Source organism: Streptomyces sp. NPDC052012, assembly GCF_040689265.1.
GTDB lineage: Bacteria > Actinomycetota > Actinomycetes > Streptomycetales > Streptomycetaceae > Streptomyces.
This window is the reverse complement of the sequence record NZ_JBFAXA010000005.1, coordinates 31095-52607: the sequence shown is the minus strand read 5'-3', so window position 1 is coordinate 52607 and position 21513 is coordinate 31095. Positions and strand designations below refer to the sequence as shown.

Sequence of the window (21513 nt, the reverse complement as noted above, 5' to 3'; positions counted from 1 at the left end):
ACTCCCACCCTCTCCGGCGCAGCCGTCATCCGCGTGTGATCCGCGCCGGAACGACCCTGACCCGGAGCCGCGGCCCGGGTCAACCCGGCTCAGTGCTGCTGTGCCTTGTGCGGCGTGGCCTCGCTCGGCCGGACGACGACGTAGCCCTCGCCCTGCAGCATCAGCTGCACCGCCTCGCCCGAGCCGCCGCGCAGCATCGAGCCCAGGGACTGCGAGCGGTGCAGGGAGGTCCCGAGCCCCGCGGTCCAGCCGACGACCGCGTCCGTGTCCACGTACACCGGGTACTGCGGCGAGACCGGGATCACCAGGGGATTGCCCTCGCACACCAGGCCCAGCCTGCCGTGCCCGGTGAAGACGCTGTTGAACAGGCCGCCGCCGGTGATGCCGGCGCCCTTCACGGTCGCGATGCGGTACGACAGCGAGGAGTCGAAGCACAGGACGTTGCGGCCGTTGACGGTGAACTCGTCGCCGGGGTCGACCTCGACGATGAAGCAGTTCTGCGCCTCGTGCGCGAACCAGGCCTCGCCCTGTCCGCGCACCGCCATCAGCGGAAGTCCCTCGCCGGTCACCGCGCGCTTGAGCATGCCGCCCACGCCCTGGCCCTTGCGCTCGAACTGGAGGTTGCCGCGGTAGGCGACCATCGCACCCTGCCGCGCGAGCATCTCACCGTTCACCGCGTACCGGATGCATTTGGCGTTCTCGACCGTCATGCCCGGAGCCGTGGCGGGCTGCACCATGTGCCGGCTGGAAAACAGGTCACCCTTCATGCGGGCATCCTCACCCGGAAGGCCCCCCTCCGCCAAGATCGCGGCAGGGGACGCCGTCCGGTGACGTTGCGTCAGCCGCCGAAGAGCTGGGTCCAGTACGTGCCCGCCCGGCCGCCGCCCGCGAGACCGACGCCGAGATGGGTGAAGTCGGACTTGAGGATGTTGGCCCGGTGACCGGGGCTGTTCATCCACCCCTGGACGACCTCGGCGGCCGTGCGCTGCCCGCACGCGATGTTCTCGCCGACCGTGCGCCGGGTGGAGCCCGCGGCGGCGGCCCGGTCCCAGGGCCTGCTGCCGTCGGGCGCGGTGTGGGAGTAGAAGTCACGGACCGCCATGTCGGCGCTGTGCCCCTGCGCGGCCGCGGCGAGCCGGGAATCCGAGGCGAGCGGCGCCAGCCCCGCCCGTACGCGCTCCCGGTTGGTGAGGTCGAGGACGTCGGCCACCGTACGGGCCAGACCGTCCGGCGTGAGGGGACTGGCCCACAACGCCGTCCAGTAGACGTCACCCCCGCCCTCGGCGTGCGCCACACCCACGTGGACCTGCAGGGGATCGTGCAGGGTGCGCCGGGGCGGCTCGCTGCCCAGGCAGTACGCCACGAACTCGTCGGCCGTACGCGGACCGGACACCAGATGCTCGCCGACGGTCAGATACGCGTACCCGGCGGCGACCAGGCGCTGGTACACGGACACCCCGTCTCGGCTCTCGACCCCGAGCCGCCCGTCCGCCGCCATGGCCCGGGCATGCGCCCGCGCGGCCTCCGCCAGCCGGGCGTCGAAGGACACGGCTGGTGAACCGGCCCCCGCACGTGCGGAGTTGACGGCACGGAGGAATCCGCCGGGCCCGTCGCCGGCCGGGGCGGCCACCCTGCTCGCGCTCTGCACCGTGACCCCGGGCGCCGGCTCCTCGTCCGTCACCTCCACCCCGAAGTCCCGGGCCAGGCCCGCCAGCCCGTCCGCGTATCCCTGGCCCAGGGCGCGCAGCTTCCAGGTGTCGCCGCGCCGGTAGATCTCCGCGAGGAGCAGGAGCGACTCCTGGCGCGGGCGCGGCGGGGTGAAGCGGGCGACCGGGCGGCCGCCGGAGTCGGTGACGTGGAGGGTGGGGGAGGGGAGGCCGCTCAGTACGGTGCCGGGGTCCGTGGGGCTGACGGCCACCGTGACTCGGGTGGCGCCGGGGCGCAGCGTGCGGGGATCGACGACGAGCCCCTCGGTGCCGAGGCGGGCTCCCGGTGCGGACGGCTGGTTGTAGAACACGAAGTCGGCGTCGTCCCGTACGGTGCCGCCGTCGTCGGTGATCAGCGCGGACACGTCGAAGGGGCCGGGCACCCGGACGGTCACGGCACCGCCGGGCAGCGCGAGATTGCCGCCGGGGACCAACTCGCTCATCACGCCGCCCTGCTGTCGTCGTACCGGACCGGTGGGGGTGTGTGCGGACAACGTCCCGACGGGGCCTGGGGTTCCCGGTTCCCGCTTCCCGGCACGGGCGTACGGGCCGCGCGGGCCGACGGCACCGAGGGCGGCGCGCAGGGGCACGGGACACCGCCGGGCCGCCCGCGAGGCGCAGGGTGAGAGGGCACCGCCGGGCCGCCCGCGCGGTCAGTCGAGGGCGACTCCCGGGGCCACGTCCTCGTGGCGCAGCACCGGCCCCGCGCCGCCGCGCGCCTTCGCCCGCTTGCCGCAGAACGCCGAGTCCAGCGTGCGCAGCATCGTGTTCATCACCCGGGCGTTGTTCGAGGTGTTGGCGAGCGCCGTCAGGCTGCGCCGGCCGTCCGCCGAGGCGAACGCGTATGTGTAGTAGCCCTGCACGGCACCCGTGTGCCCGTACACGGACACCCCGCACGACAGATCACGGCGTCGCAGCCCCAGCCCGTACGCCTGGCCCGTGCCCGCGGGCACCCAGCGCCGCATCTCGGCCAGGCTCGCGGCGGAGGTCAGCCGGCCGGCGAGCAGCGCGGACAGGAACGTGTTCATGTCCCGGGCGCTGGAGATGACCGCGCCCGCGCTCTGCGCCCAGGACACGGTCTGCTCGGTGGCGTCGACGAGTGCCGCACCGGCTGTGTCCGGGGTGAGATAGCCGCGGGCGTGGCGGCCGGGGATCGCCGTGCCCGGATGGACGTAGAAGGTGTCGCGCAGCCCCAGCGGCTCGATGATCCGGTCCCGGTACTCCGTGGCGAGGGAACGCCCCGTCAGCTTCCTGATGAGCATCCCGGCGACGACGAAGTTGGTGTTGGAGTAGCGGTAGGCGCCGCCGGGCGCGGTCGTGCGGGGATGCCGCAGCGACAGCCCGACCAGTTGACGCAGCGTGAACGTCTTCGTCCGTACCGCCTCGAAGCCTTCCACCGTCCGCGCGAACATGTCGTCGGTGTAGTCGTGCAGACCGCTGCCGTGGCTCAGGACATGGCGCACGGTGATGCGGTCGTCCGGCAGCAGTCCGGGGAGGTGGCGGTCGACGGGGGAGTCCAGCGTCAGCTTCCCCTCGTCGACCAGCTGGAGCAGGACCGTCGCCGACATGACCTTGGTGACGCTGCCGATGCGGAAGCGGTCGGTGGTGGCCATGGCCCGGCCCGTCGAGCGGTCGGCGAGTCCCACGGTGGTGCGGTGGAGCGAGCCGGCGTCGTCGATCCGCGCCATCGCTCCGGGCGCGCCCTGCGACCGTGCCGTGCTCAGCACGCCGAGCAGACCGTTCGCGTCCGGCGCCGGAAGCGCCGCCGCCCCTCCCGGTGAGGGAGCGGCGTGCGCCGGGACCGCCAGGAGGGAGAGGCTGATCACCGCTGCCGCGGCCCCCTTGCGCAGCGTCGCTGCTGACACCATGTCTGTTGTTCTCCCGCCTGTGCCGACGACCCGTCACCTGATGCACGGCAGCGCGCGATCGGTGACCCATCGGTCACGGAGCGTTGCCGAGGGTGGTCACAGTACTACTGCGATATGCGTTCAAATCGACTGTTCGGGGGCGTGTGCCCCCAGAAGGGCGAGGGCTTACGAGCCGATCAGGCCCTCGCGGTAGGCGATGGCCACCGCCTCGGTACGGCTCGACGCGCTCAACTTGGCGAGAATGTTGGACACATGGACGCTCGCCGTCTTGCCGCTGATGAACAGCTCCTCGCCGATCTGCCGGTTGCTGCGCCCCTGGGAGAGCAGCCGCAGCACCTCCTGCTCGCGTGCCGTGAGCAGCGCCGGACGGTCCGCGGCATCCGGAGTCCGCGCGAGCCGGCCGCGGCTCACCAGCGCGTCCAGCCGCTCCCGCAGAAGCGTGGCGCCCAGCCGGTCGGCGGTCTCACGCACGGCGCGGGCCTCCTGCGCCGCCTCCTCGCGCAGCCCGGCGGCCAGCAGCGCCTCGGCGTGGCGCAGACGGCAGCGCGCCCGCTCGTACGCGTCCCCGTAGGCGAACCCGGCCACCGCCCGCGCCCAGGCCGTGACGTCCGGCCCCGACACGGCCCGCAGCCACTCCGCCTCGGCACGCGCCAGCCACGCCTGCCCCTCCGGCCCCTGCGGGGTGCCGTCCTGACTGTGTGCGGCCGAGTCGCGGGCGGACTCGACGAGTTCCGTCGCCGTATCGGCCCAGCGGCGGGCCTTCTCCTCGTCACCGGCCCCGCGCGCCCGGACGGCCGCGTCGGCGACCGCGGCCAGCGCGAGCGCCGCCAGCCGGACCGTGACGTCCGGGCGCGCACCGGACTCGTCCGTCAGGTCCGTCACCGTGGACCGCATCCACCGCACCGCGTCCTCCGCCTCGCCCCGCAGCGCGGCGGCCTCGGTCAGCACGATGCCGGCGACCAGCCTCGCCATCCAGTCGAACGGGCCCTGAAGCAGACTCCGGGCGCGCTCCACCGCCGTGAAGTCGCCGCGGGCCAGCGCCACGTACAGCGCCGGCGCCATCGTGTAGCCGCCCGCGGACGACAGCGCCTCGGCGTCGGCACCCGCCGCGCGCACGCACTCGTCCCACTGGCCCAGCACGTACAGCACCGACAGCCGCAGATGCCGCATCTCCAGCGGGTACGGCGACGCCAGCAGCCCGGCGCGGCGCGCCCGGTCCAGGCCTTCCGTCACCCAGCGCAGGCACGTGTCGAGATCCCCCGACTCGTAGCAGCCCATGGCGAGGTTGAACAGCGCCCGCAGCTCCACCGGGGCGTTGCCCGCGCCGCGCGCCAGCTCCCGCGCCCGCGTCAGCCGCTCGCGGCCCTCCGGCGTGCGCCGGTTGTGGCCGTCCAGGCCGGCCATCGAGATCAGCAGATCCGCCTGCGCGTCGGGCATCTTCAGCTGCTCGGCGGCGGCCAGCGCCCGGCGGGCCACCTCCAGCGCGGCCTCGTCCTCGCCCACATAACGCGCCGTCACCGCGTGCGTGGCCGCCGCCCACACCCAGGTCGGGGACACCGGCTCCTCGGGGATCATGGCCAGGGCCTCGCTGCTGTGCGCGAACGCCGCGGACAGGCTGTCGACCCGCAGCAGATTCCCGGCCAGCGTGTAGCGCACCCGGGCGGCGAGCTCCAGGTCGGCGTCCTGGCCGAGGTCGGCGAGCGCGGACCGGGTGAGCGCGACGGCGCGGTGCAGCTCACCGGCGTGCGCGGCCGCGGCCGAGGCCCGCAGGGTGAGCGCCACCGGGTCGACCCCGGCACCCGCGGGCAGCGCGTCCGGGCCCACCGCGGGCCACAGGTCGAGGGCGGCCTCCAGATGCCGCAGCTCCTCGGCGGGCGCCCCGAGATGCTGGGCGTGGTCGGCGGCCTCCAGGGAGGCGAGCAGCGCCTCGGCCGGGGCGTGGCTCTCGCGGTGGTGATGGGCGCGCTCCGCCGCTGTCTCGGCGCGGCGCCCGCGGGCGGTGAGCAGGCGGGCGAAGACGCCGTGCAGCCTGGCCCGTTCGCCCGGCAGCAGGTCGGCGTGGACCGCCTCGCGGGTCAGGGCGTGCCGGAAGGCGTACGTGTCGTCGTCCCCGGCGACCAGCAGCTGCCGTCCGACCGCCTCGCGCAGCGCCGTCTCCAGCTCCTCCTCGGGGATGCCGACCGCCTCTCGCAGCAGCTCGTGCTCCACCCGCCGCCCGGCGACGGCGGCGGTGCGCAGCACCTGCTGGGCGGTCCCGGACAGCTGCTCGACGCGGATGAGCAGGACGTCGGCCAGCGCGCTCGGCACCCCGCCGGCGGGTGCGTCGGTGGCCGCGAGCAGTTCCTCGGCGTAGAAGGCGTTGCCCTCGGCGCGTTCGACGATGCGGCGGACCGTGGCGTCCGGCAGCGGCCGGGGTTCCAGGGCGCGCACCAGGCGGGCCACATCGGCGTCGGGCAGCGGCCGCAGCTCCAGCCGCTCCACGACGGGCAGCCGCACCAGTTCGGCCAGCAGCGGCCGCAAGGGGTGCCGGCGGTGCAGATCGTCCGCCCGGTACGACACGCACACGGCCGGCCGGTGGGCGGGCGCACCGCCCGCGGGCCGCTCGAGGATGCCGCGGCTGAGCAGGAAACGCAGCAGGTCGCGGGAGGACTGGTCGGCCCAGTGCAGGTCCTCCAGGACGATCAGCAGCGGGGCGATTCCCGCCACGTCCGCCAGCAGCTGGGCCATGCCCTCGAACAGCCGGAGCCGCGCGTCCACGTCCCGCACGGAGTCGGTGCCCTCACCCAGCAGCCGGGCCACGACCGGATGGTCGTCCACGAGGGCGGCGAACCGCTCGTCGGCGACGAGCCGGCCCAGCACCTCGGTGAACGGCAGATACGGCAGACCCACGTCCCCGACGTCCACACAGTGACCGGACAGCACCGTGAAGCCCTCGGCGGCGGCCCGCGCGGCGACCTCGTCCAGCAGCCTGGTCTTGCCCACCCCGGCGTCCCCGGCGACCAGCACGGCCCGCGCCTCGCCCCGCCGGGCACGCTCCAGCACACCGGCGAGACGGGCGAGTTCGTCGTCCCGGCCGACGAGCGGGCTGCCGGTGAAGATCTGCGACACGCCCCCATCCTGGCACGCGCCACCGACAGGGCCCGCGGCAGCCGGTCACCGGGCGCCGGCCGCCTCAGCCGCCCCGTGCGGACAGCACGCAGAACTCGTTGCCCTCCGGGTCGGCCAGGACGACCCAGGACTGTTCGCCCTGGCCGACGTCGGCGTGGCGGGCGCCGAGGGCGAGCAGGCGGTCCACCTCCGCCCGCTGGTCCCCGGGCCGGAAGTCGAGGTGCAGCCGGTTCTTGACGACCTTGCGGTCCGTCACCGGCTCGAAGATGATCCCCGGCAGCCGGTCCGGGGCGGGGCGGATCTCGAACTCGTCCGGGTCGTCGTTGACCACCACCCAGCCGAGAGCCTCGGCCCACCAGCGCCCGAGGGCCACCGGATCGGCCGCGTCCATCACCACTTGCTCCCACTCCAGCGTCATGGCCGCAGCTTAGGGAAGACTGGACCGCGCGTAGTGGACACGACACTGGGAGGAACCGCATGACGCGCCCGATCACGGCAGGGGTCGACGGAAGCGAGGAGAGCCTCGCCGCGCTGGCCTGGGCGGCGAGGGAGGCGGTCCGCCGGGGGCTGCCGCTGCGGGTGGTGCACGCCTGGCGTTTCCAGAGCCACGACGCGGTGGACACGGGCGACTTCGCCACCCAGGAGGGGTGGGTGCGCGAGTCGGTCGGCGAGGCGGTCCGCGCTGTGCGCGAGCGGCATCCGGACCTGGAGACGACGACCGACGTCCTGGAGGGCGACGCGGTCGAGACGCTGGTGCGGGTCGCCGGCGAGGCGGAGGCGCTGGTGCTGGGCTCGCGCGGGCACGGACGGATCGTGGGCTTCCTGGTCGGCTCGGTCGGCCAGCAGGTGATCGTCGAGGCCGCGCGGCCGGTGGTGCTCGTCCGGGCCGGGGACCAGCCGTCCGCCGAGGCCGCCGGGCGCGAGATCGTCGTCGGCCAGCAGGGGGACCCGGAGGACAGTGCCGCCGCGCTGGGCTTCGCCTTCGCCACGGCCGCCGCACGCGGGGCCACCGTGCGCGCCGTCCGCGCCTGGACCCTGCCGCCGGTGTTCGCCTACAGCCCCGGCTCGCTCAGGCTGCTGGACGAGGCCGGGGGTCTGGAGCCGTACGAGCAGAAGGCGCTGGGCGCCGCCCTCGCGCCGTGGCGGGAGCGCTACCCCGACGTGCACGTGATCGAGCACGTGGAGATGGGCAGCGCCGGGCAGGTGCTGCTGTCGGTGGCCGGCACCGCCCAGCTGATGGTCGTCGGCCGGCGCGCCCACCGCACGGCCGTCGGCGCGCGCATCGGCTCGGTGGCCCACGGGGTGCTGCACCACGCGGACTGCCCGGTGGCCGTGGTGCCGCCCGCCTGACTCAGTCGGCCGCGGGCTCCAGGGACTGCCGGGTCCTGGGGAGGATGTTCCTGACGTAGTCCTCGACCGCCGTGTCGAGGCCGATGTCGTGCTGGGCCCGTTCGGAGAGGTACCAGCGGTGCTCCAGGAGCTCGTGGTAGATCTCCGCCGGGTCCATCCCGCCGCGCAGCTGCGGCGGTACGGCCCGCACGGTGGGCCGGAACACCTCCCGCACCCAGCGGTGGGCGAGCACCTCCGGGCGGGCGCCGAGGGGGTCGCCCGGGGCGTAGTCGTCCTGGGTGGCCATCCAGCTCTCCAGGTCGTTCAGCAGCCGCCGGGCCTGGTTCTCCTCCGCGTCGAGGCCGGTCAGCCGCAGCAGCTGGCGCTGATGATGGCCGGCGTCGACGACCTTGGGCACGAAGGTGACCGTGTCGCCGTTGGAGGCGTGCTCGATCTGCATCTCGGCCACGTCGAACCCGAGCTCGTTGAGGCGGCGGATCCGGCGTTCGATGTAGTGGTACTTGCCCGCCGGGTACACCGAGGTGCGGGTCAGCTCCTCCCACAGCCCCTGGTAGCGGGCGCAGATCTCGGTGCCGAAGTCGATCGGGTCGACCGAGGGGTGCAGGGCGCCCGAGGCCTCCAGGTCGAGCAGCTCGCCGCTGATGTTGACGCGCGCCAGGTCGAGGTCGTACTCGCGCTGGCCCCGGGTCAGCTCCGGGTGCAGATCGCCGGTCTCGGCGTCCACCAGATACGCGGCGTACGCGCCCGCGTCGCGCCGGAACAGGGTGTTGGACAGCGAGCAGTCGCCCCAGGCGAACCCGGCGAGGTGCAGCCGCACCAGCAGCACGGCGAGCGCGTCCATCAGACGGTGCATGGTCGCCGGGCGCAGCGTCGTCTCGAACATCGACCGGTACGGCATCGAGCCGCCGAGATGCCGGGTGATCAGCACGCTCTCCAGCGGCTCGCCCGCGGCGTCGGTGCGGCCGGTGACCACGGCGAGCGGGTCCACCGCCGGGATGCCGAGCCGGTCCAGGTCGCGCAGCAACTCGTACTCGCGCAGCGCGGGCCGCCGGGCGAGCTCCTTGACGGCGATCACCTCGTCGCCGGCGCGGGCGTAGCGCACCACGTGCCGGGAGATGCCGCGCGGCAGCGGCACCAGGTAATCCTCGGGCCACTGCTCCAGCGGCAGGTGCCACGGCAGCTCCAACAGGAGCGCGGGATGCTCCGGGTTGGTCGCGTTGATCTGCAGGGCCATGGCGCGGGTGTCCTCGTCTCGGGGGTGATCGTCCCCTCACCCTATTGCGCACGCGCGCGTGCCGTGCGGGCCGCTTCCCGCAGCGGACCGAGGTGCGCGGGGCCGTGCCCGGGCAGCAGCACGTCACCGTCCAGCCCGGCGAGGACGTCCAGGGAGGCCGCCGCGGCGGCGGGCTCGTGGTGGAACATGCGCGGCAGGAGCTGCGGCCCCGTGATCCGCGAGGTCGGGTGTCCGCTGACCAGCGCGTCCCCCGACACCAGCACCCCGGCGTCCGGGAGATGGAAGGCGCAGTGACCGTCGGTGTGCCCGGGCGTCGGCACGGGGACGGGCCGGCCGGGCAGGTCCAGCGGGCCGGCCGCCCGGAACGCCTCGGGCGCGGTGACCGGCACATGGGCGGTGCCGCCGGAGCGCAGCGCCCGCAGACCCCACGGCAGGACGCCCGGACGCCAGGCGTTCAGCAGGACCTGCCCGGCGCCCACCTGGTGCAGGAAGTCCCGGCGGGCGTGCGGGACTTCGGCCTCGTGGGCGTACACGGGTGTGCCGTACGTGGCCCGCAGGTACTCGGCGGAGCCCACGTGGTCGTTGTGGGCGTGGGTGAGCAGCACGGCGGCCACCGCCTCCGGCGCGCTGCCCACCTGCGCGAGCGAGGCGAGCAGCAGGGCACGGTCGCCCGGGTAGCCGGTGTCGACCAGCGTGACGGCCTCACCCTCCACGAGGATCACCCAGTTCGTGTGGGTGCCGTGCACCAGGAAGACGCCGTCCGCCATCTGCCGTACGTCCGCGCTCATGCTCGCCCCGCCCTCTCGCCGTTCCGGTCCGTGGGCACCAGGGAACCACGCATCCCGAACAGCAGGCGCGTCACCGCGGTCCTGCGCACCCCGAACTCGTAGACCAGGAGGATCACCGCCAGCGAAGCGGTCACGATCACCGCGTACTTGACCGCCATCGGCACCGGCCAGCCGACCACTCCGTAGGCGAAGGCGACCACGACCGGCTGGTGCAGGACGTACAACGGCAGTGCGGCGAGCGCCAGATACCGCAGCACCGGCCGGCCCTCCGGCAGCGACGGGCGGCCCTCCCTCGCGGGCGCGGCCCGTTGCCGCGGCCGGTCCAGCAGACCGAGGATCGCCACCACCCAGCACCAGCCGGCCGCCCCGAACAGGGCCCGGGTGCTGAGCGCGAGGGGACTCCACGCGGTGAACGGATCGTCACCGGCGACGAATCCGGGGGCGGTCCCGGCGAACAGCACCAGCCCGAGGACACCGACCGGGACGGCCGCCCGGCGCGTCACGTCCCGGACCCGCGCGTCGTCGGCGAGCGCGAACCCGTGGACGAAGAACAGCAGATACGCCCAGCGGTTCCAGCCCGCGAACCCCTCCTCCATGCCCAGCAGCGCGTTGACGGCGGCCAGCGGCACCGCGGGCAGCAGGAGCAGCACCGGGCGGCGGCACAGCGCGGGGACGAGGCGCTCGGCCGCGGCGGCCAGCGGGGCGGAGACCGGCGCGAGCAGCAGACAGAAGGCGAGCAGCAGGACGACGAACCACAGGTGCCCGGTCTCGAAGTGCTCCCCCTCCAGGACGAACGGGAAGTCGGCGAGGTCCGGGCGGACGGTCAGGAACCGCGCCCAGAAGCCGCCGTACGACTCGTCGTACCCGGGGTCGGCGGCCCGCAGCCGCAGCCACTGCGGGAGCGGACACAGCACGACCGTGGCGAAGACCAGCGGGATCCCCAGCCGCAGCAGCCGTTCCCGGGCGAAGCCGCCGGGTCCGCGGCGGCGGATCGAGTGCCGCGCGCCGAGACCGGCGACCAGGAACAGCATCGGCATCGCCCACACCACGCCGAACCCGGCGAGCACCGTGACGGCCTCGGTGGTCTGCGGATTCTTGACGTAGAAGTCGTCGTCGGGGGAGAACACCAGCGCGGTGTGGAAGAAGACCAGGCCGAGGACCACCAGCGCGCGCAGGACGTCCAGTTCGCCGCGCCGCCCGCCGTCCGCTCCCATCGACCCTCCTGCCCGAGGTGAGCCCAGTGTGCGCGAGCCGCACGGGGGAGGACAGGCTTCCGGCAGGAGCGGAAGGACTCCGCGCGGGCCGTCACGGAAGGACTCGGTGCGGTCCCTCAGTTCACGCCGTGCGGGCGGAACTGGATGCTGATGCGCGGTCCGGTGGCGCGGGTGCTCTTCGGGATCGAGTGCTCCCAGGTGCGCTGACAGGAACCGCCCATGACGATCAGGTCGCCGTGGCCCAGCGGCCGGCGCACGGCGGGTCCGCCGCCCATCGGGCGAAGCAGCAGGTCGCGGGGCGCGCCCACCGAGAGGATCGCGACCATCGTGTCCTCCCGCGCGCCCCGGCCGATCCGGTCGCCGTGCCAGGCGACACTGTCGCGGCCGTCGCGGTAGTAGCACAGCCCGGCCGTGGCGAACGGCTCGCCCAGTTCGTCGGCGTAGTGGGCGCTGAGCGCGTCGCGCGCCTCGGCGAGGACGGGGTGGGGGAGGGGATCGTCGCGGCGGTAGTACGCCAGCAGCCGGGGCACGTCGACGACATGGTCGTACATGGTGCGCCGCTCCGCCCGCCACGGGACCTCGGCGGCCAGCTGCTCGAAGAGCGCGTAGGAGCCGCCGAGCCACCCCGGCAGCACGTCGATCCAGGCGCCGAGACCCAGCTCGGTGCGGCGCACCGCGTCGAGCGGGCCGAGGCGCAGCTCGTCGGCCTGGTCGAACAGCGAGCCCTGGAGGGCCGCGGGCGGATGCGTGCTCATGGCACCAGCGTACCTCTTATTCGAAAATACGTTCTAGATCGATCATGTGCGAGAAAGGCGTTCCCCGCCCCTTCCGATACATCGGTGTATCGAATACGTTCACGTATCGAACGGAGGTGGGCCATGGAGACCGGCGGCACGACCGGACGCGTCACCAGACGCCGCGCCCGCACCCGCGCGAACCTCCTCCGGGCGGCGTTCTCCGTCTTCGCGGCCAAGGGCTTCGGGCACGTCTCCATCGAGGAGGTCTGCGAGGCCGCCGGGTACAGCAGAGGCGCCTTCTACTCCAACTTCTCCAACCTGGACGAGCTGTTCTTCGCCCTGTACGCGGAGCGCGCCGAACTGATCGCCCAGCAGGTCTCCACGGCCCTCGCCCAGGACGGCCCCGACCTCGACGTCCCCGCCGCCGTGGACCGTGTCACCGCGGTGCTGCTGCTCGACCGGGACTGGCTGCTGGTCAAGACGGACTTCCTGGTGCACGCCGCCCGCGACCCGCAGGTCGCGCGCACCCTGCTGGAGCACCGGGCGCGGCTGCGGGGAGCCATCGCCGACCGGCTGGCCCGCGCCCGGGGACACACCGCGCTGCCCGCGGCCCTCGGCGACGCGGACAGCGCCGCGCACGCCGTGGTCGCCGCGTACGACGGCGTCACCACCCAACTGCTGCTGGACCGGGACGTCGCGGGCGCCCGCGCCTGGCTGAAACAACTGCTGACCGCGCTGCTCACCGACGGCAGCGCCGAACCGGCCCCGCGCGGGCGCGGATGAGGAAGGGACTGCTCGCCATGGATGCGGACGTCATCGTCGTCGGAGCGGGTCTCGCGGGCCTGGTCGCGGCCCACGAACTGACCAGCAGGGGTCGCAGGGTCGCCCTCGTCGACCAGGAGAACGCCGCCAACGTCGGCGGACAGGCCTTCTGGTCCTTCGGCGGACTGTTCCTCGTCGGCTCCCCGGAGCAGCGGCGCCTCGGCATCAAGGACTCCTTCGAGCTCGCCTGGAGCGACTGGCAGGGCAGCGCCGGGTTCGACCGGCTCGACGACGAGGACTCCTGGGCGGTGCGCTGGGCGCGGGCCTACGTGGAGTGGGCGGCCGGGGAGAAGCGGTCCTGGCTGGACGGTCACGGCATCACGTTCCTGCCGACCGTCGGCTGGGCCGAACGAGGCGACCTCCGCGCGGACGGGCACGGCAACACCGTCCCGCGCTTCCACATCGCCTGGGGCACCGGCACCGGCGTCGTCGAGCCCTTCGTCCGGTACGCCGAGCAGGCGGCGAGCGAAGGACTGCTCACCTTCCACCACCGCCACCGCGTCGACGAACTGGTCATCGAGGACGGCACCGCCCGTGGCGTGCGCGGCACCGTCCTGGCCCCCGACGACGCACCCCGCGGTGCCCCTTCCAACCGGGAGGCGATCGGCGAGTTCGAGCTCACCGCCCAGGCCGTGATCGTCACCAGCGGCGGCATCGGCGCCGACCACGACATCGTCCGCCGCCACTGGCCCGAACGGCTCGGCACCCCGCCCCGCGAGATGGTCACCGGCGTCCCCGCCTACGTCGACGGACGGATGCTCGACATCAGCGCACGCGCGGGCGTCCGGCTGGTCAACCGTGACCGCATGTGGCACTACACCGAGGGCCTGCGGAACTGGGACCCCATCTGGCCGGGACACGGCATCCGCATCCTGCCCGGCCCGTCCTCCCTGTGGTTCGACGCCCTCGGCCGCCGCCTGCCCGAGCCCTGCCTGCCCGGCTACGACACCCTCGGCACCCTGAAACACCTGCGCACCACCGAGGACATCGCCGGATACGACCACTCCTGGTTCATCCTCACCCAGAAGATCATCGAGAAGGAGTTCGCGCTGTCGGGCTCCGAGCAGAACCCCGACATCACCGCCAAGGACCGGGCCGGCTTCCTGCGCGAAAGGCTCCTCGGCAAGGGGGCACCCGGCCCCGTGGACGCCTTCCTGCGCAAGGGCGCGGACTTCGTGACCGCCCCGACGCTGGAGCAGCTCGTCGACAAGATGAACGCCCTCACCGACAAGCCCCTCCTCGACGCCGCCACCGTCCGCCGCCAGATCGAGGCCCGCGACCTCCAGCTGGCCAACCCCTACGCCAAGGACGCCCAGGTGCAGGGCATCCGCAACGCCCGCCGCTACATCGGCGACCGCCTCGGCCGCGTCGCCACCCCGCACCGGCTCCTCGACCCCGCCGCGGGCCCGCTGATCGGCGTCAAGCTGCACATCCTCACCCGCAAGACCCTCGGCGGCATCCAGACCGACCTCGACTCCCGCGCCCTCGGCACCGACGGGCGGCCCGTGGAGGGCCTGTACGCGGCGGGCGAGGTGGCCGGCTTCGGCGGCGGCGGCGTCCACGGCTACAACGCCCTGGAGGGCACGTTCCTCGGCGGCTGCCTCTTCTCGGGCCGTGCGGCGGGCCGCGCGGCAGCCCGGCAGACAGCCTGACAGCCTGAGGTCAGCTCCGCGCGAGCAGCCCGGCCAGGACCGCCGCGTGACTGTGCTCCGGGTCCTTCGAGGCGGTCAGCAGCGTCACGGGGCCCTTCGCGGCGAGCTCACGGACGTGCTCGAGGAGTTCCGCCGCCTCCGGGGCGGCGAGCTCCGCCTCGTAGCGCTCGCGGAACTCCTCGTACGACCCCTGGTCGGCGTGATACCAGCGGCGCAGCTCGGTCGACGGCGTCAGGCCCTTGGGCCACTCGTCGATCCGGGCCGCGTCCTTCGCGAGACCGCGTGGCCACAGCCGGTCCACCAGGACACGGACGCCGTCGTCCGGCTCGGGCGATGCGTAGACGCGGCGCACCCGCACGCTCATGATCGGCCCCTTTCCGGTGCTCTCCCGCCGATTTCTCTCGCATCGGGCGGGTACCCCGTTCGCCTGACGTCCGCGCCGGACGTCCTGGACGACAGGGGGAGAGGAGGACACCATGACCGGCTCGGGCGAACTGCCGGTCGTCGCGACGCTCGACGATCTCACCGCTCTGGTCGAGCGTGAGCGGGGCCTCTACGTCCGCTGGTCCAAGGGGCCGGCGACCGATCTGCGGGCCGTCTCCAGCACCGACGACCTCACGGGCGTGTCCATGCCCGGACTGTCCGCCAACCCGCTGGACGTCGAGCGCTGGTGGGACGGACGGCCGACACGGCTGTGGGTGGCCCGCAGGCTGCACGACTACGCCCATCTTCCGCACGAGAAGGGCCCCGGCGTACGCCCCTGGGTGCTGGCGGGCCGGGAGGCGGGGCGTGGCCCCGACAATGAGCCGCTCGTCACGGACGTCCGCCCGCTGTGCCGGATCGCCCCCGGGGTCATCGAGGAGGCGAAGGCGGAGGTGGCCCGCCAGGAGAACCCCTGGGGGCCACTGCGCCGGATCGGCAGCTGAGGGCGCCACCGGATCGGCAGCTGAGGGCGCCACCGGACCGGCCGCCGAGGCGTACGCCGGACCGGCCGCCGGGGGCCCGCCGGCGCGGCTCGCTCAGCCGGAGCCGCGCCGTGCGCCCGCCCTCCGCTTCAGCGCACGGCGCTCCGTCTCGCTCGTGCCGCCCCACACCCCGATGGACTGCCCCGTCTCCAGCGCCCAGTCCAGGCACTGCTGCCGTACGGGACAGCGCCGGCACACCGACTTGGCCTGCTCCGTCTGCACCAGGGCCGGGCCGGTGGTACCGATCGGGAAGAAGAGGTCGGGATCCTCGTCCCGACAGGCCGCACGGTTCCGCCAGTTGTCCATCGAAAGTCACCTGCGATCGGAGTGGGAGACGCATCCCTCGGAACCCCCCGGGGATGCCTTGCTCCTTCTCGGGTCACCTGTCGACCGGTGGTGAAACAGCGCCTCCTGCCACCCCGTGGCGCTCAGGTCACTGCTCGCGCATGCCCCAGGGGGAGCCGTACGCGGTCAGCAGGTCCAGGAACGGCCGGGCCGGAAACGCCTCCGGGCCGAGGACACCCGTCCCGGACCAGGCGCCGCCGGCGAGCAGTTCGAGGGCCACGACCGGATTGACGGCGGTCTGCCACACCACCGCCTGGCACCCGTACTCGGCCATGGACCACTGGTTGTCGACCACGTGGTAGAGGTACACCTCGCGCGGGGCCCCGTCCCGTACGCCCCGCACCCACGTGCCCGCGCAGGTCTTGCCGTGCATCCGCTCGCCCAGCGTCGCCGGGTCGGGCAGGCACGCGGCGACCACGTCCCGGGGCGAGACCTCCACCGGCCCCCGCGCACTCGGCACGGTCACCGGCTCGGTCCGGTCCAGCCCCAGCAGGTGCAGCGTCCTGAGCGTGTCGATGAACTCCCGCCCCAGCCCGTACTTGAAGGTGACCCGGCGCGCGTCGACCCAGCGCGGGACCAGCAGCACCTCCTCGTGCTCGACGTTCACGCACTCCACCGGGCCGATGCCCTCGGGGAAGTCGAACACCTCGGGCTCGCTGAACGGCTCGGTGGTGAACCAGCCGCGGCCCGACTCGTAGACCACCGGCGGGTTCAGGCACTCCTCGATGGTGGTCCAGATGCTGAACGAGGGTGCGAAGTCGTACCCCTCGACGGTGAGGTTCGCGCCGTCCCGGACGCCGATCTCCTCGATCTCGTCGAAGAGTTCGTCGGCCGCGTACCGGGCGAAGACGTCCGACAGCCCGGGCTCCACACCCATGCCGACCAGGGCGAGTGCGCCCGCCTTCTCCCACTCGGCGGCCCGCTCGAACTGCTCGTCGCCGAGCTTGACCCCGCACTCCTCGTACGGCCGCTCGGGATGGGGCCGGGACAGTGACATCGCCATGTCGACATAGGTGGCACCGGAGTCCTGCGCGGCCCGGAACAGCGGCATCACGAACCGCGGGTCGGTGGCGTTGAGCAGGACGTCGCAGCCGTACTTCTCCAGCAGGGCCGTCACCTGCGCCTCGTCACCGGCGTCCACCCGCTCGGCCCGGAACCGGGCGGCGTCCTGGCCGAGGGCGGAGACCGCCGCCTCGGCGCGGGCCGGGTCGTAGTCGGCCACCACCATCTGTTCGAAGAACGGCCGCCGGGCGGCGATCCGCGTGATCGCCGTGCCCACTCCGCCCGCGCCCACCAGCAGTACCCGCATGACGCGCACTCCCTTTCTTCCTTCACCACATGAAAACGCCGGATGAGACGAGGGGCCCCTCGAGGGAGATACAACGGGCGGCGGCGACGTAAGGTCAATGGTGTTGGCATAAGGACGGAACTCCGGAGACCCAGGGCTCCGAGGTCCGGGACGACGGGAGGCGGCGTTGGCGAAACCGGTGGTGCCCGAGGAGAAGCGGCGGCGGCGCCGGCCCACCAGGAGCGGACAGGTCCTGTCCGAGGAGCTGATCGTCGGGACGGCGTTGCGCCTGCTGCGCGAACACGGCAGCGCCGGACTGACCGCCCGCCGCCTGGGCCTCGCCCTGGACTGCGACCCGAGCACGCTCTACCGGTACTTCCGCGGCATGGACGACCTCACCCTGGCGATCGGCGACGCGCTCATCGGCCGGGCGCTGCGGGGCTGGCGGCCGACGGGGGAGTGGCGCGCCGATCTGCGGAGCATCGGCCTGCGCATCCACGAGGCCTACGTGTCCCATCCGCAGGCGGCGGTGCTGACCGCCTCCCGGGTCACCGGCCGCGCCCACGAGCTCGCCGCGGACGAGGCGGTCCTGGACGTGCTGCGCACGGCGGGCTTCCCGCTGCCGGAGACGGTCCGGGTCTACCACGCCTTCATCGACACGACCCTGGCCTTCGCCGCCCTCGACGCCGCCTCGCTGGCTCTGCCCAGCGCCGCCCTGCGCGCCGACGAAGACATGTGGCGCTCCACCTACGCCCGTCTCCCCGCCACCACCCACCCCCGCATCGCCGAAGCGGCCCCCTTGCTCGCCACCCGCATGGTCACCAGCGCCTATCCGACGGCCCTGGAGATGCTCCTGGACAGCGCGGCCCACCGCCTCGACGAGACGCCTGCCTCGGACACTCCCCAGGGAGCCGCGTAGTCCCGCCTGCCCCGAGACGTCCGATACGCCTAGCGGCGCAGTGCGCGTGCCGCTGTGGACGTGACCGCCTCGGCCACGGCGGTCAGCGCGGGGGAGTCGAGCTTCCACTGCTGCCAGTACAGCGGGGTCTCGGCCTCCCGGCCCGGCGCGAACACCGTGAGCCGGCCGGCGCGCAGCAGGGGTGTCGCCTGGGCCTCGGGGACCATGCCCCAGCCGAGGCCCGCGGCGACCGCCTCGGCGAAGCCCTCCGACGTGGGGACGAAGTGGCGGCTCGCGCTGGCCTCGGCGCGTCCGGCGGTCAGCCTGCGGACGAAGCCGTCCTGGAAGTCGTCCTTGCGGTCGAACACCACCACCGGCGCCTCGGGCACCACCTCGGCAGGCGGCCCGGCGAGGTACCGCTCGGCGAACCGCGGGTTCGCCACCGGGAGATAGCGCATCCGCCCCAGATGCCGCACCGAGCAGCCCGGCACCGGCTCCGGGGAGGAGGTCACCGCCGCCATCACCGATCCCTCGCGCAGCAGCGCGGCCGTATGGGCCTCGTCCTCGCGGCGCAGGTCGAAACACAGGCGCAGCCGCGGCGGTACGCGGGTGAGCGCCTCGAGGAACCAGGTCGCCAGCGAGTCCGCGTTCACCGCCACCGCCACCCGGGTCGGCTCCCCGGCGCTGCTCAGTCCCAGCTCCCCGTACGCGTCCCGCTCCAGCCGGGCCACCTGGCGGCCGAGCCGCACCAGCACCTCGCCCGACTCGGTCGGCCGCACCGGCTTGGTGCGCAGCAGCAGCACCCGGCCGGTGCGCTGCTCCAGCGCCTTCACCCGCTGGCTGACGGCGGAGGGCGTGACGTGCAGCGCGGCCGCCGCCGCGTCGAACGTCCCCTCGTCCACCACCGCGAGCAGGGTCCTCACCTGGTCCAGGGGCAGGTCGTTCATCACGAGAGCTAATGCTACGTAAGAATCTTTAGCTGGACTGCATCGCTGTCCGGCTCGTAGCGTCACCGTCATGACCAGCGCTTTCGCCACCGCCGCTGCCGGATTCGGCACCGGTCTCTCGCTCATCGTCGCCATCGGTGCCCAGAACGCCTTCGTCCTGCGCCAGGGGATACGCCGCGACGCGGTGCTCGCCGTCGTCGGCATCTGCGCGCTGTCCGACGCGGCCCTGATCGCCCTCGGCGTCGGCGGGGTCGGCGCGGTGGTCGTGGCGTGGCCGGGCGCGCTGACCGCGGTGGCCTGGATCGGCGGCGCGTTCCTGCTCGGCTACGGCGCCCTCGCCGCCCGCCGGGTCCTCAGGCCGGCCTCTACGGGTCTGGTGAGCGAGGGCGAGGCGGCGAGCTCGCGCCGACGGGCGGTGCTCACCTGCTTGGCACTGACCTGGCTGAATCCGCACGTGTACCTCGACACCGTGTTCCTGCTCGGCTCGGTCGCCGCCGACCACGGCTCGCTGCGCTGGACCTTCGGCCTCGGCGCGGTGCTGGCCAGCGTCTGCTGGTTCGCCGCGCTCGGCTTCGGCGCCCGGCTGCTCAGCCGCTTCCTCGCCCGGCCGACCGCCTGGCGGGTGGTGGACGCACTGGTGGCCGCCACCATGATCGTCCTCGGGGTGACGCTCATCGCCGGAGCCTGACGGCGGGCCGGTGCGGAGCGGCTGCGACACTGTCCCCGGCCAGGTAGATGTAATCACCAACGGGACGGTCGTGGACACCAGCGAGAGCAGTGCCGAGCGCCAGGCGGAGGAGCCCGCACCGAGCGGCGGTGCCCGCAGACGCCGCTGGGCCATGGACACCCGGCCGCTGCGCCGCCCGGCCTACCGCCGGCTGTGGACCTCCACCATCGTCACGGCGGTCGGCAGCCAGCTCACCGCCGTCGCCGTGCCCAAGCAGATCTACGACATCACCGGCTCCTCCGCCTGGGTGGGCACCGCCAGCCTCGCGGGCCTGCTGCCGTTGATCGTGTTCGCTCTGTGGGGCGGGGCGATCGCCGACGCGATGGACCGGCGCAAGCTGCTGCTGATCACCAACAGCGGTATCGCCGTGACCTCGCTGCTGTTCTGGCTGCAGGCGGTCACCGGGACCGAGTCGGTGGCCGTGCTGATGGTGCTGCTCGCGGTGCAGCAGGCGTTCTGGGGACTGAACGCCCCGGCCCGCAGCGCCTCCGTGGCCCGCCTGGTCCCCGCGGACGAGCTGCCCGCCGCGAACGCGCTGGGTTCCACCGTCATGCAGACCGGGCAGATCGCCGGACCGCTGCTGGCCGGTGCGCTCATCCCCGTGATCGGGCTGGCCGAGCTGTACCTCATCGACGCCCTGGCGCTGTGCGTCACCGTGTGGGCCGTGTACCGGCTGCCCGCCCTGCCGCCCCTCAAGGCCACGACGGCGCGTCGTGCGGGCCTGAGGGAGATCGCGGAGGGCTTCCGCTACATCTCGGGGCACGCGGTGCTGCTGCTGTCGTTCCTCGCCGACATCGTCGCCATGGTGCTCGGCATGCCGCGCGCCCTCTTCCCGCAACTGGCCTCCGAGACCTTCGCGCCCTACGGCGAGGGCTTCGCGCTGGGGCTGCTGTTCGCCGCGATCCCCGTCGGCGCGGTGCTGGGCGGGCTGTTCTCCGGCACGTTCTCGCGGGCCCGCCGGCACGGCTGGATGGTCATCGGGTCGGTCGTGGTCTGGGGCCTGGCCATCACGGGATTCGGGCTCAGCGGAAGCCTCTGGCTCGCCGTGGCCTTCCTCGCCGTGGCCGGCGTCGCCGACATGGTCTCGATGGTGTTCCGCGGGGCGATCCTGCTCTCCGCGGCGACGGACGAGATGCGCGGCCGGATGCAGGGCGTCTTCACGGTCGTCGTGGCCGGCGGCCCCCGCCTCGCCGACCTGCTGCACGGCACGGCCGGCTCCGCCTTCGGCACCCGCGCGGCCGTCGCGGGCGGGGGCGCCCTGGTCGTCGTGGTGATGCTGGCGCTGGCGGCCGCGATGCCCGCACTGCGCCGGTACCGGGTGTGACCCGGCCGGCTACAGCGCTCCCCGCCGGTGCATCGCGTACTGCTCCATCAGCTTGCCCCGGGTCATCTCCAGCCGGTACGCGAGGATCTCGGCCACGTTGCGCACCAGGGCCAGACCGAGCTGCGGATCCTCCTCGCACAGCCGGAGCACGGCGGCGGCCTCGAACTCGTAGGCGCGCACGGGGCTGAACGCCTGGGCGCCGAAGTCCCACTGGTGCGGCGGGAACAGCCAGGACCAGCCGAGCATGTCGCCCGCGCCGAGGCTCGCGACCGCGACCCGGTGCAGCTGGTTGACCTTCTGGTCGAGGGAGACCGCGCCGGAGCGGATGACCCAGAACCGGTCCGCGGTGCCTCCCGCTTCAAAGATCCGGGTGTCCTCCGGAAAGGACACCTCCCGCGCGAGCGTCATCAGGCGCTGCCGTTGCGGCGGGGGCAGGGCGGTCAGGAGTTTGATCGCTTTGGTCATGAGGCGCAGCTCCTCGCCGGGGCATTCGGTTCCGGTGCTTCCCCTACGCCCATTTCAGCCGCTGCCGCCGTCCGT

Annotated in this window: 21 protein-coding genes; 7 read left to right on the top strand and 14 right to left on the bottom strand. The window is 73.6% G+C overall.

Annotation, left to right across the window (positions count from 1 at the left end; all coding sequences use genetic code 11):
- Nucleotides 1-89: 89 nt before the first annotated feature.
- The 5 genes from AB0412_RS11805 to AB0412_RS11785 all read right to left on the bottom strand — a co-directional run bounded on the left by AB0412_RS11805 (nucleotide 90) and on the right by AB0412_RS11785 (nucleotide 7100).
- A complete protein-coding gene (locus AB0412_RS11805; protein WP_366402385.1) occupies nucleotides 90-767 on the bottom strand; it encodes an AIM24 family protein in 678 nt (225 codons plus the stop codon).
- Between the two features lie 71 nt (nucleotides 768-838).
- Nucleotides 839-2149: a CAP domain-containing protein gene (locus AB0412_RS11800; RefSeq protein ID WP_366402384.1), complete on the bottom strand. Its 1311-nt coding sequence runs from the start codon at nucleotides 2147-2149 to the stop codon at nucleotides 839-841.
- Between the two features lie 210 nt (nucleotides 2150-2359).
- A complete protein-coding gene (locus AB0412_RS11795) occupies nucleotides 2360-3574 on the bottom strand; it encodes a serine hydrolase domain-containing protein (RefSeq protein ID WP_366402383.1) in 1215 nt (404 codons plus the stop codon).
- A gap of 165 nt (nucleotides 3575-3739) precedes the next feature.
- Nucleotides 3740-6682: an AAA family ATPase gene (locus AB0412_RS11790; protein ID WP_366402382.1), complete on the bottom strand. Its 2943-nt coding sequence runs from the start codon at nucleotides 6680-6682 to the stop codon at nucleotides 3740-3742.
- A 64-nt stretch (nucleotides 6683-6746) separates the two neighbouring features.
- Nucleotides 6747-7100 carry a VOC family protein gene (locus AB0412_RS11785; RefSeq protein WP_366402381.1) on the bottom strand — a complete coding sequence of 118 codons (354 nt, stop codon included), beginning with the start codon at nucleotides 7098-7100 and terminating at the stop codon, nucleotides 6747-6749.
- A 59-nt stretch (nucleotides 7101-7159) separates the two neighbouring features.
- Between AB0412_RS11785 and AB0412_RS11780 the strand changes: the two genes are divergently transcribed.
- A complete protein-coding gene (locus tag AB0412_RS11780) occupies nucleotides 7160-8032 on the top strand; it encodes a universal stress protein (RefSeq protein ID WP_366402380.1) in 873 nt (290 codons plus the stop codon).
- Nucleotide 8033: 1 nt separating this feature from the next.
- Here the strand turns inward: AB0412_RS11780 and AB0412_RS11775 are convergent, their stop codons facing one another.
- From AB0412_RS11775 to AB0412_RS11760, 4 genes are all read right to left on the bottom strand, one after another.
- Nucleotides 8034-9266 carry a DUF4032 domain-containing protein gene (locus tag AB0412_RS11775; protein ID WP_366402379.1) on the bottom strand — a complete coding sequence of 411 codons (1233 nt, stop codon included), beginning with the start codon at nucleotides 9264-9266 and terminating at the stop codon, nucleotides 8034-8036.
- Nucleotides 9267-9307: 41 nt separating this feature from the next.
- Nucleotides 9308-10054, bottom strand: a complete 747-nt coding sequence (locus tag AB0412_RS11770) for an MBL fold metallo-hydrolase (RefSeq protein ID WP_366402378.1) — start codon at nucleotides 10052-10054, stop codon at nucleotides 9308-9310.
- Entirely contained in the window at nucleotides 10051-11268 is a 1218-nt protein-coding gene (locus AB0412_RS11765; RefSeq protein ID WP_366402377.1) for an acyltransferase, read from the bottom strand. Before AB0412_RS11765 ends, AB0412_RS11770 begins: the two co-directional genes overlap by 4 nt.
- 116 nt (nucleotides 11269-11384) lie before the next feature.
- On the bottom strand, nucleotides 11385-12023 hold the full coding sequence (locus AB0412_RS11760; RefSeq protein WP_366402376.1) for an alpha-ketoglutarate-dependent dioxygenase AlkB: 639 nt from the start codon (nucleotides 12021-12023) through the stop codon (nucleotides 11385-11387).
- Nucleotides 12024-12146: 123 nt separating this feature from the next.
- On the opposite strand from AB0412_RS11760, the gene AB0412_RS11755 reads away from it, so the two are divergent.
- Both AB0412_RS11755 and AB0412_RS11750 read left to right on the top strand, forming a co-directional pair.
- Nucleotides 12147-12788: a TetR/AcrR family transcriptional regulator gene (locus AB0412_RS11755; protein WP_366402375.1), complete on the top strand. Its 642-nt coding sequence runs from the start codon at nucleotides 12147-12149 to the stop codon at nucleotides 12786-12788.
- Nucleotides 12789-12805: 17 nt separating this feature from the next.
- The gene (locus AB0412_RS11750; protein ID WP_366402374.1) at nucleotides 12806-14479 is read left to right on the top strand and encodes an FAD-binding dehydrogenase; all 1674 of its coding nucleotides are present in this window, start codon (nucleotides 12806-12808) and stop codon (nucleotides 14477-14479) included.
- Between the two features lie 10 nt (nucleotides 14480-14489).
- On the opposite strand, the gene AB0412_RS11745 is transcribed toward AB0412_RS11750, so the two are convergent.
- Nucleotides 14490-14843: a DUF488 family protein gene (locus AB0412_RS11745; protein WP_366402373.1), complete on the bottom strand. Its 354-nt coding sequence runs from the start codon at nucleotides 14841-14843 to the stop codon at nucleotides 14490-14492.
- Nucleotides 14844-14955: 112 nt separating this feature from the next.
- Between AB0412_RS11745 and AB0412_RS11740 the strand changes: the two genes are divergently transcribed.
- Nucleotides 14956-15405, top strand: coding sequence for a DUF6098 family protein (locus AB0412_RS11740; RefSeq protein WP_366402372.1), 450 nt, complete (start codon nucleotides 14956-14958; stop codon nucleotides 15403-15405).
- 93 nt (nucleotides 15406-15498) lie between these two features.
- On the opposite strand, the gene AB0412_RS11735 is transcribed toward AB0412_RS11740, so the two are convergent.
- Together AB0412_RS11735 and AB0412_RS11730 are read right to left on the bottom strand one after the other, a co-directional pair.
- Complete coding sequence (locus tag AB0412_RS11735; protein ID WP_366402371.1) at nucleotides 15499-15750, bottom strand: WhiB family transcriptional regulator; 252 nt, start codon at nucleotides 15748-15750, stop codon at nucleotides 15499-15501.
- A gap of 127 nt (nucleotides 15751-15877) precedes the next feature.
- Nucleotides 15878-17098, bottom strand: coding sequence for a saccharopine dehydrogenase C-terminal domain-containing protein (locus tag AB0412_RS11730; RefSeq protein ID WP_366402370.1), 1221 nt, complete (start codon nucleotides 17096-17098; stop codon nucleotides 15878-15880).
- Between the two features lie 166 nt (nucleotides 17099-17264).
- Between AB0412_RS11730 and AB0412_RS11725 the strand changes: the two genes are divergently transcribed.
- Nucleotides 17265-17996, top strand: coding sequence for a TetR/AcrR family transcriptional regulator (locus tag AB0412_RS11725; protein ID WP_366402369.1), 732 nt, complete (start codon nucleotides 17265-17267; stop codon nucleotides 17994-17996).
- Nucleotides 17997-18025: 29 nt separating this feature from the next.
- On the opposite strand, the gene AB0412_RS11720 is transcribed toward AB0412_RS11725, so the two are convergent.
- A complete protein-coding gene (locus tag AB0412_RS11720) occupies nucleotides 18026-18922 on the bottom strand; it encodes a LysR family transcriptional regulator ArgP (RefSeq protein ID WP_366402368.1) in 897 nt (298 codons plus the stop codon).
- Between the two features lie 70 nt (nucleotides 18923-18992).
- Here AB0412_RS11720 and AB0412_RS11715 point away from each other — a divergent pair, with 70 nt between their 5' ends.
- Together AB0412_RS11715 and AB0412_RS11710 are read left to right on the top strand one after the other, a co-directional pair.
- Nucleotides 18993-19610, top strand: coding sequence for a LysE/ArgO family amino acid transporter (locus tag AB0412_RS11715; protein WP_366402367.1), 618 nt, complete (start codon nucleotides 18993-18995; stop codon nucleotides 19608-19610).
- Between the two features lie 70 nt (nucleotides 19611-19680).
- Entirely contained in the window at nucleotides 19681-20973 is a 1293-nt protein-coding gene (locus AB0412_RS11710; RefSeq protein WP_366402366.1) for an MFS transporter, read from the top strand.
- A 9-nt stretch (nucleotides 20974-20982) separates the two neighbouring features.
- Here AB0412_RS11710 and AB0412_RS11705 read toward each other — a convergent pair whose 3' ends face one another.
- Complete coding sequence (locus AB0412_RS11705; RefSeq protein WP_366402365.1) at nucleotides 20983-21438, bottom strand: cyclic nucleotide-binding domain-containing protein; 456 nt, start codon at nucleotides 21436-21438, stop codon at nucleotides 20983-20985.
- Between the last annotated feature and the right edge of the window lie 75 nt (nucleotides 21439-21513).

Excerpts from the sequence above, each read along its gene's own strand:
- AB0412_RS11805 (WP_366402385.1), bottom strand. The coding sequence starts at position 767 with ATGAAGGGTGACCTGTTTTCCAGCCGGCACATGGTGCAGCCCGCCACG.
- AB0412_RS11800 (WP_366402384.1), bottom strand. The coding sequence starts at position 2,149 with ATGAGCGAGTTGGTCCCCGGCGGCAATCTCGCGCTGCCCGGCGGTGCC.
- AB0412_RS11795 (WP_366402383.1), bottom strand. The coding sequence starts at position 3,574 with ATGGTGTCAGCAGCGACGCTGCGCAAGGGGGCCGCGGCAGCGGTGATC.
- AB0412_RS11785 (WP_366402381.1), bottom strand. The coding sequence starts at position 7,100 with ATGACGCTGGAGTGGGAGCAAGTGGTGATGGACGCGGCCGATCCGGTG.
- AB0412_RS11780 (WP_366402380.1), top strand. The coding sequence starts at position 7,160 with ATGACGCGCCCGATCACGGCAGGGGTCGACGGAAGCGAGGAGAGCCTC.
- AB0412_RS11775 (WP_366402379.1), bottom strand. The coding sequence starts at position 9,266 with ATGGCCCTGCAGATCAACGCGACCAACCCGGAGCATCCCGCGCTCCTG.
- AB0412_RS11770 (WP_366402378.1), bottom strand. The coding sequence starts at position 10,054 with ATGAGCGCGGACGTACGGCAGATGGCGGACGGCGTCTTCCTGGTGCAC.
- AB0412_RS11765 (WP_366402377.1), bottom strand. The coding sequence starts at position 11,268 with ATGGGAGCGGACGGCGGGCGGCGCGGCGAACTGGACGTCCTGCGCGCG.
- AB0412_RS11760 (WP_366402376.1), bottom strand. The coding sequence starts at position 12,023 with ATGAGCACGCATCCGCCCGCGGCCCTCCAGGGCTCGCTGTTCGACCAG.
- AB0412_RS11755 (WP_366402375.1), top strand. The coding sequence starts at position 12,147 with ATGGAGACCGGCGGCACGACCGGACGCGTCACCAGACGCCGCGCCCGC.
- AB0412_RS11750 (WP_366402374.1), top strand. The coding sequence starts at position 12,806 with ATGGATGCGGACGTCATCGTCGTCGGAGCGGGTCTCGCGGGCCTGGTC.
- AB0412_RS11745 (WP_366402373.1), bottom strand. The coding sequence starts at position 14,843 with ATGAGCGTGCGGGTGCGCCGCGTCTACGCATCGCCCGAGCCGGACGAC.
- AB0412_RS11740 (WP_366402372.1), top strand. The coding sequence starts at position 14,956 with ATGACCGGCTCGGGCGAACTGCCGGTCGTCGCGACGCTCGACGATCTC.
- AB0412_RS11735 (WP_366402371.1), bottom strand. The coding sequence starts at position 15,750 with ATGGACAACTGGCGGAACCGTGCGGCCTGTCGGGACGAGGATCCCGAC.
- AB0412_RS11730 (WP_366402370.1), bottom strand. The coding sequence starts at position 17,098 with ATGCGGGTACTGCTGGTGGGCGCGGGCGGAGTGGGCACGGCGATCACG.
- AB0412_RS11720 (WP_366402368.1), bottom strand. The coding sequence starts at position 18,922 with ATGAACGACCTGCCCCTGGACCAGGTGAGGACCCTGCTCGCGGTGGTG.
- AB0412_RS11715 (WP_366402367.1), top strand. The coding sequence starts at position 18,993 with ATGACCAGCGCTTTCGCCACCGCCGCTGCCGGATTCGGCACCGGTCTC.
- AB0412_RS11705 (WP_366402365.1), bottom strand. The coding sequence starts at position 21,438 with ATGACCAAAGCGATCAAACTCCTGACCGCCCTGCCCCCGCCGCAACGG.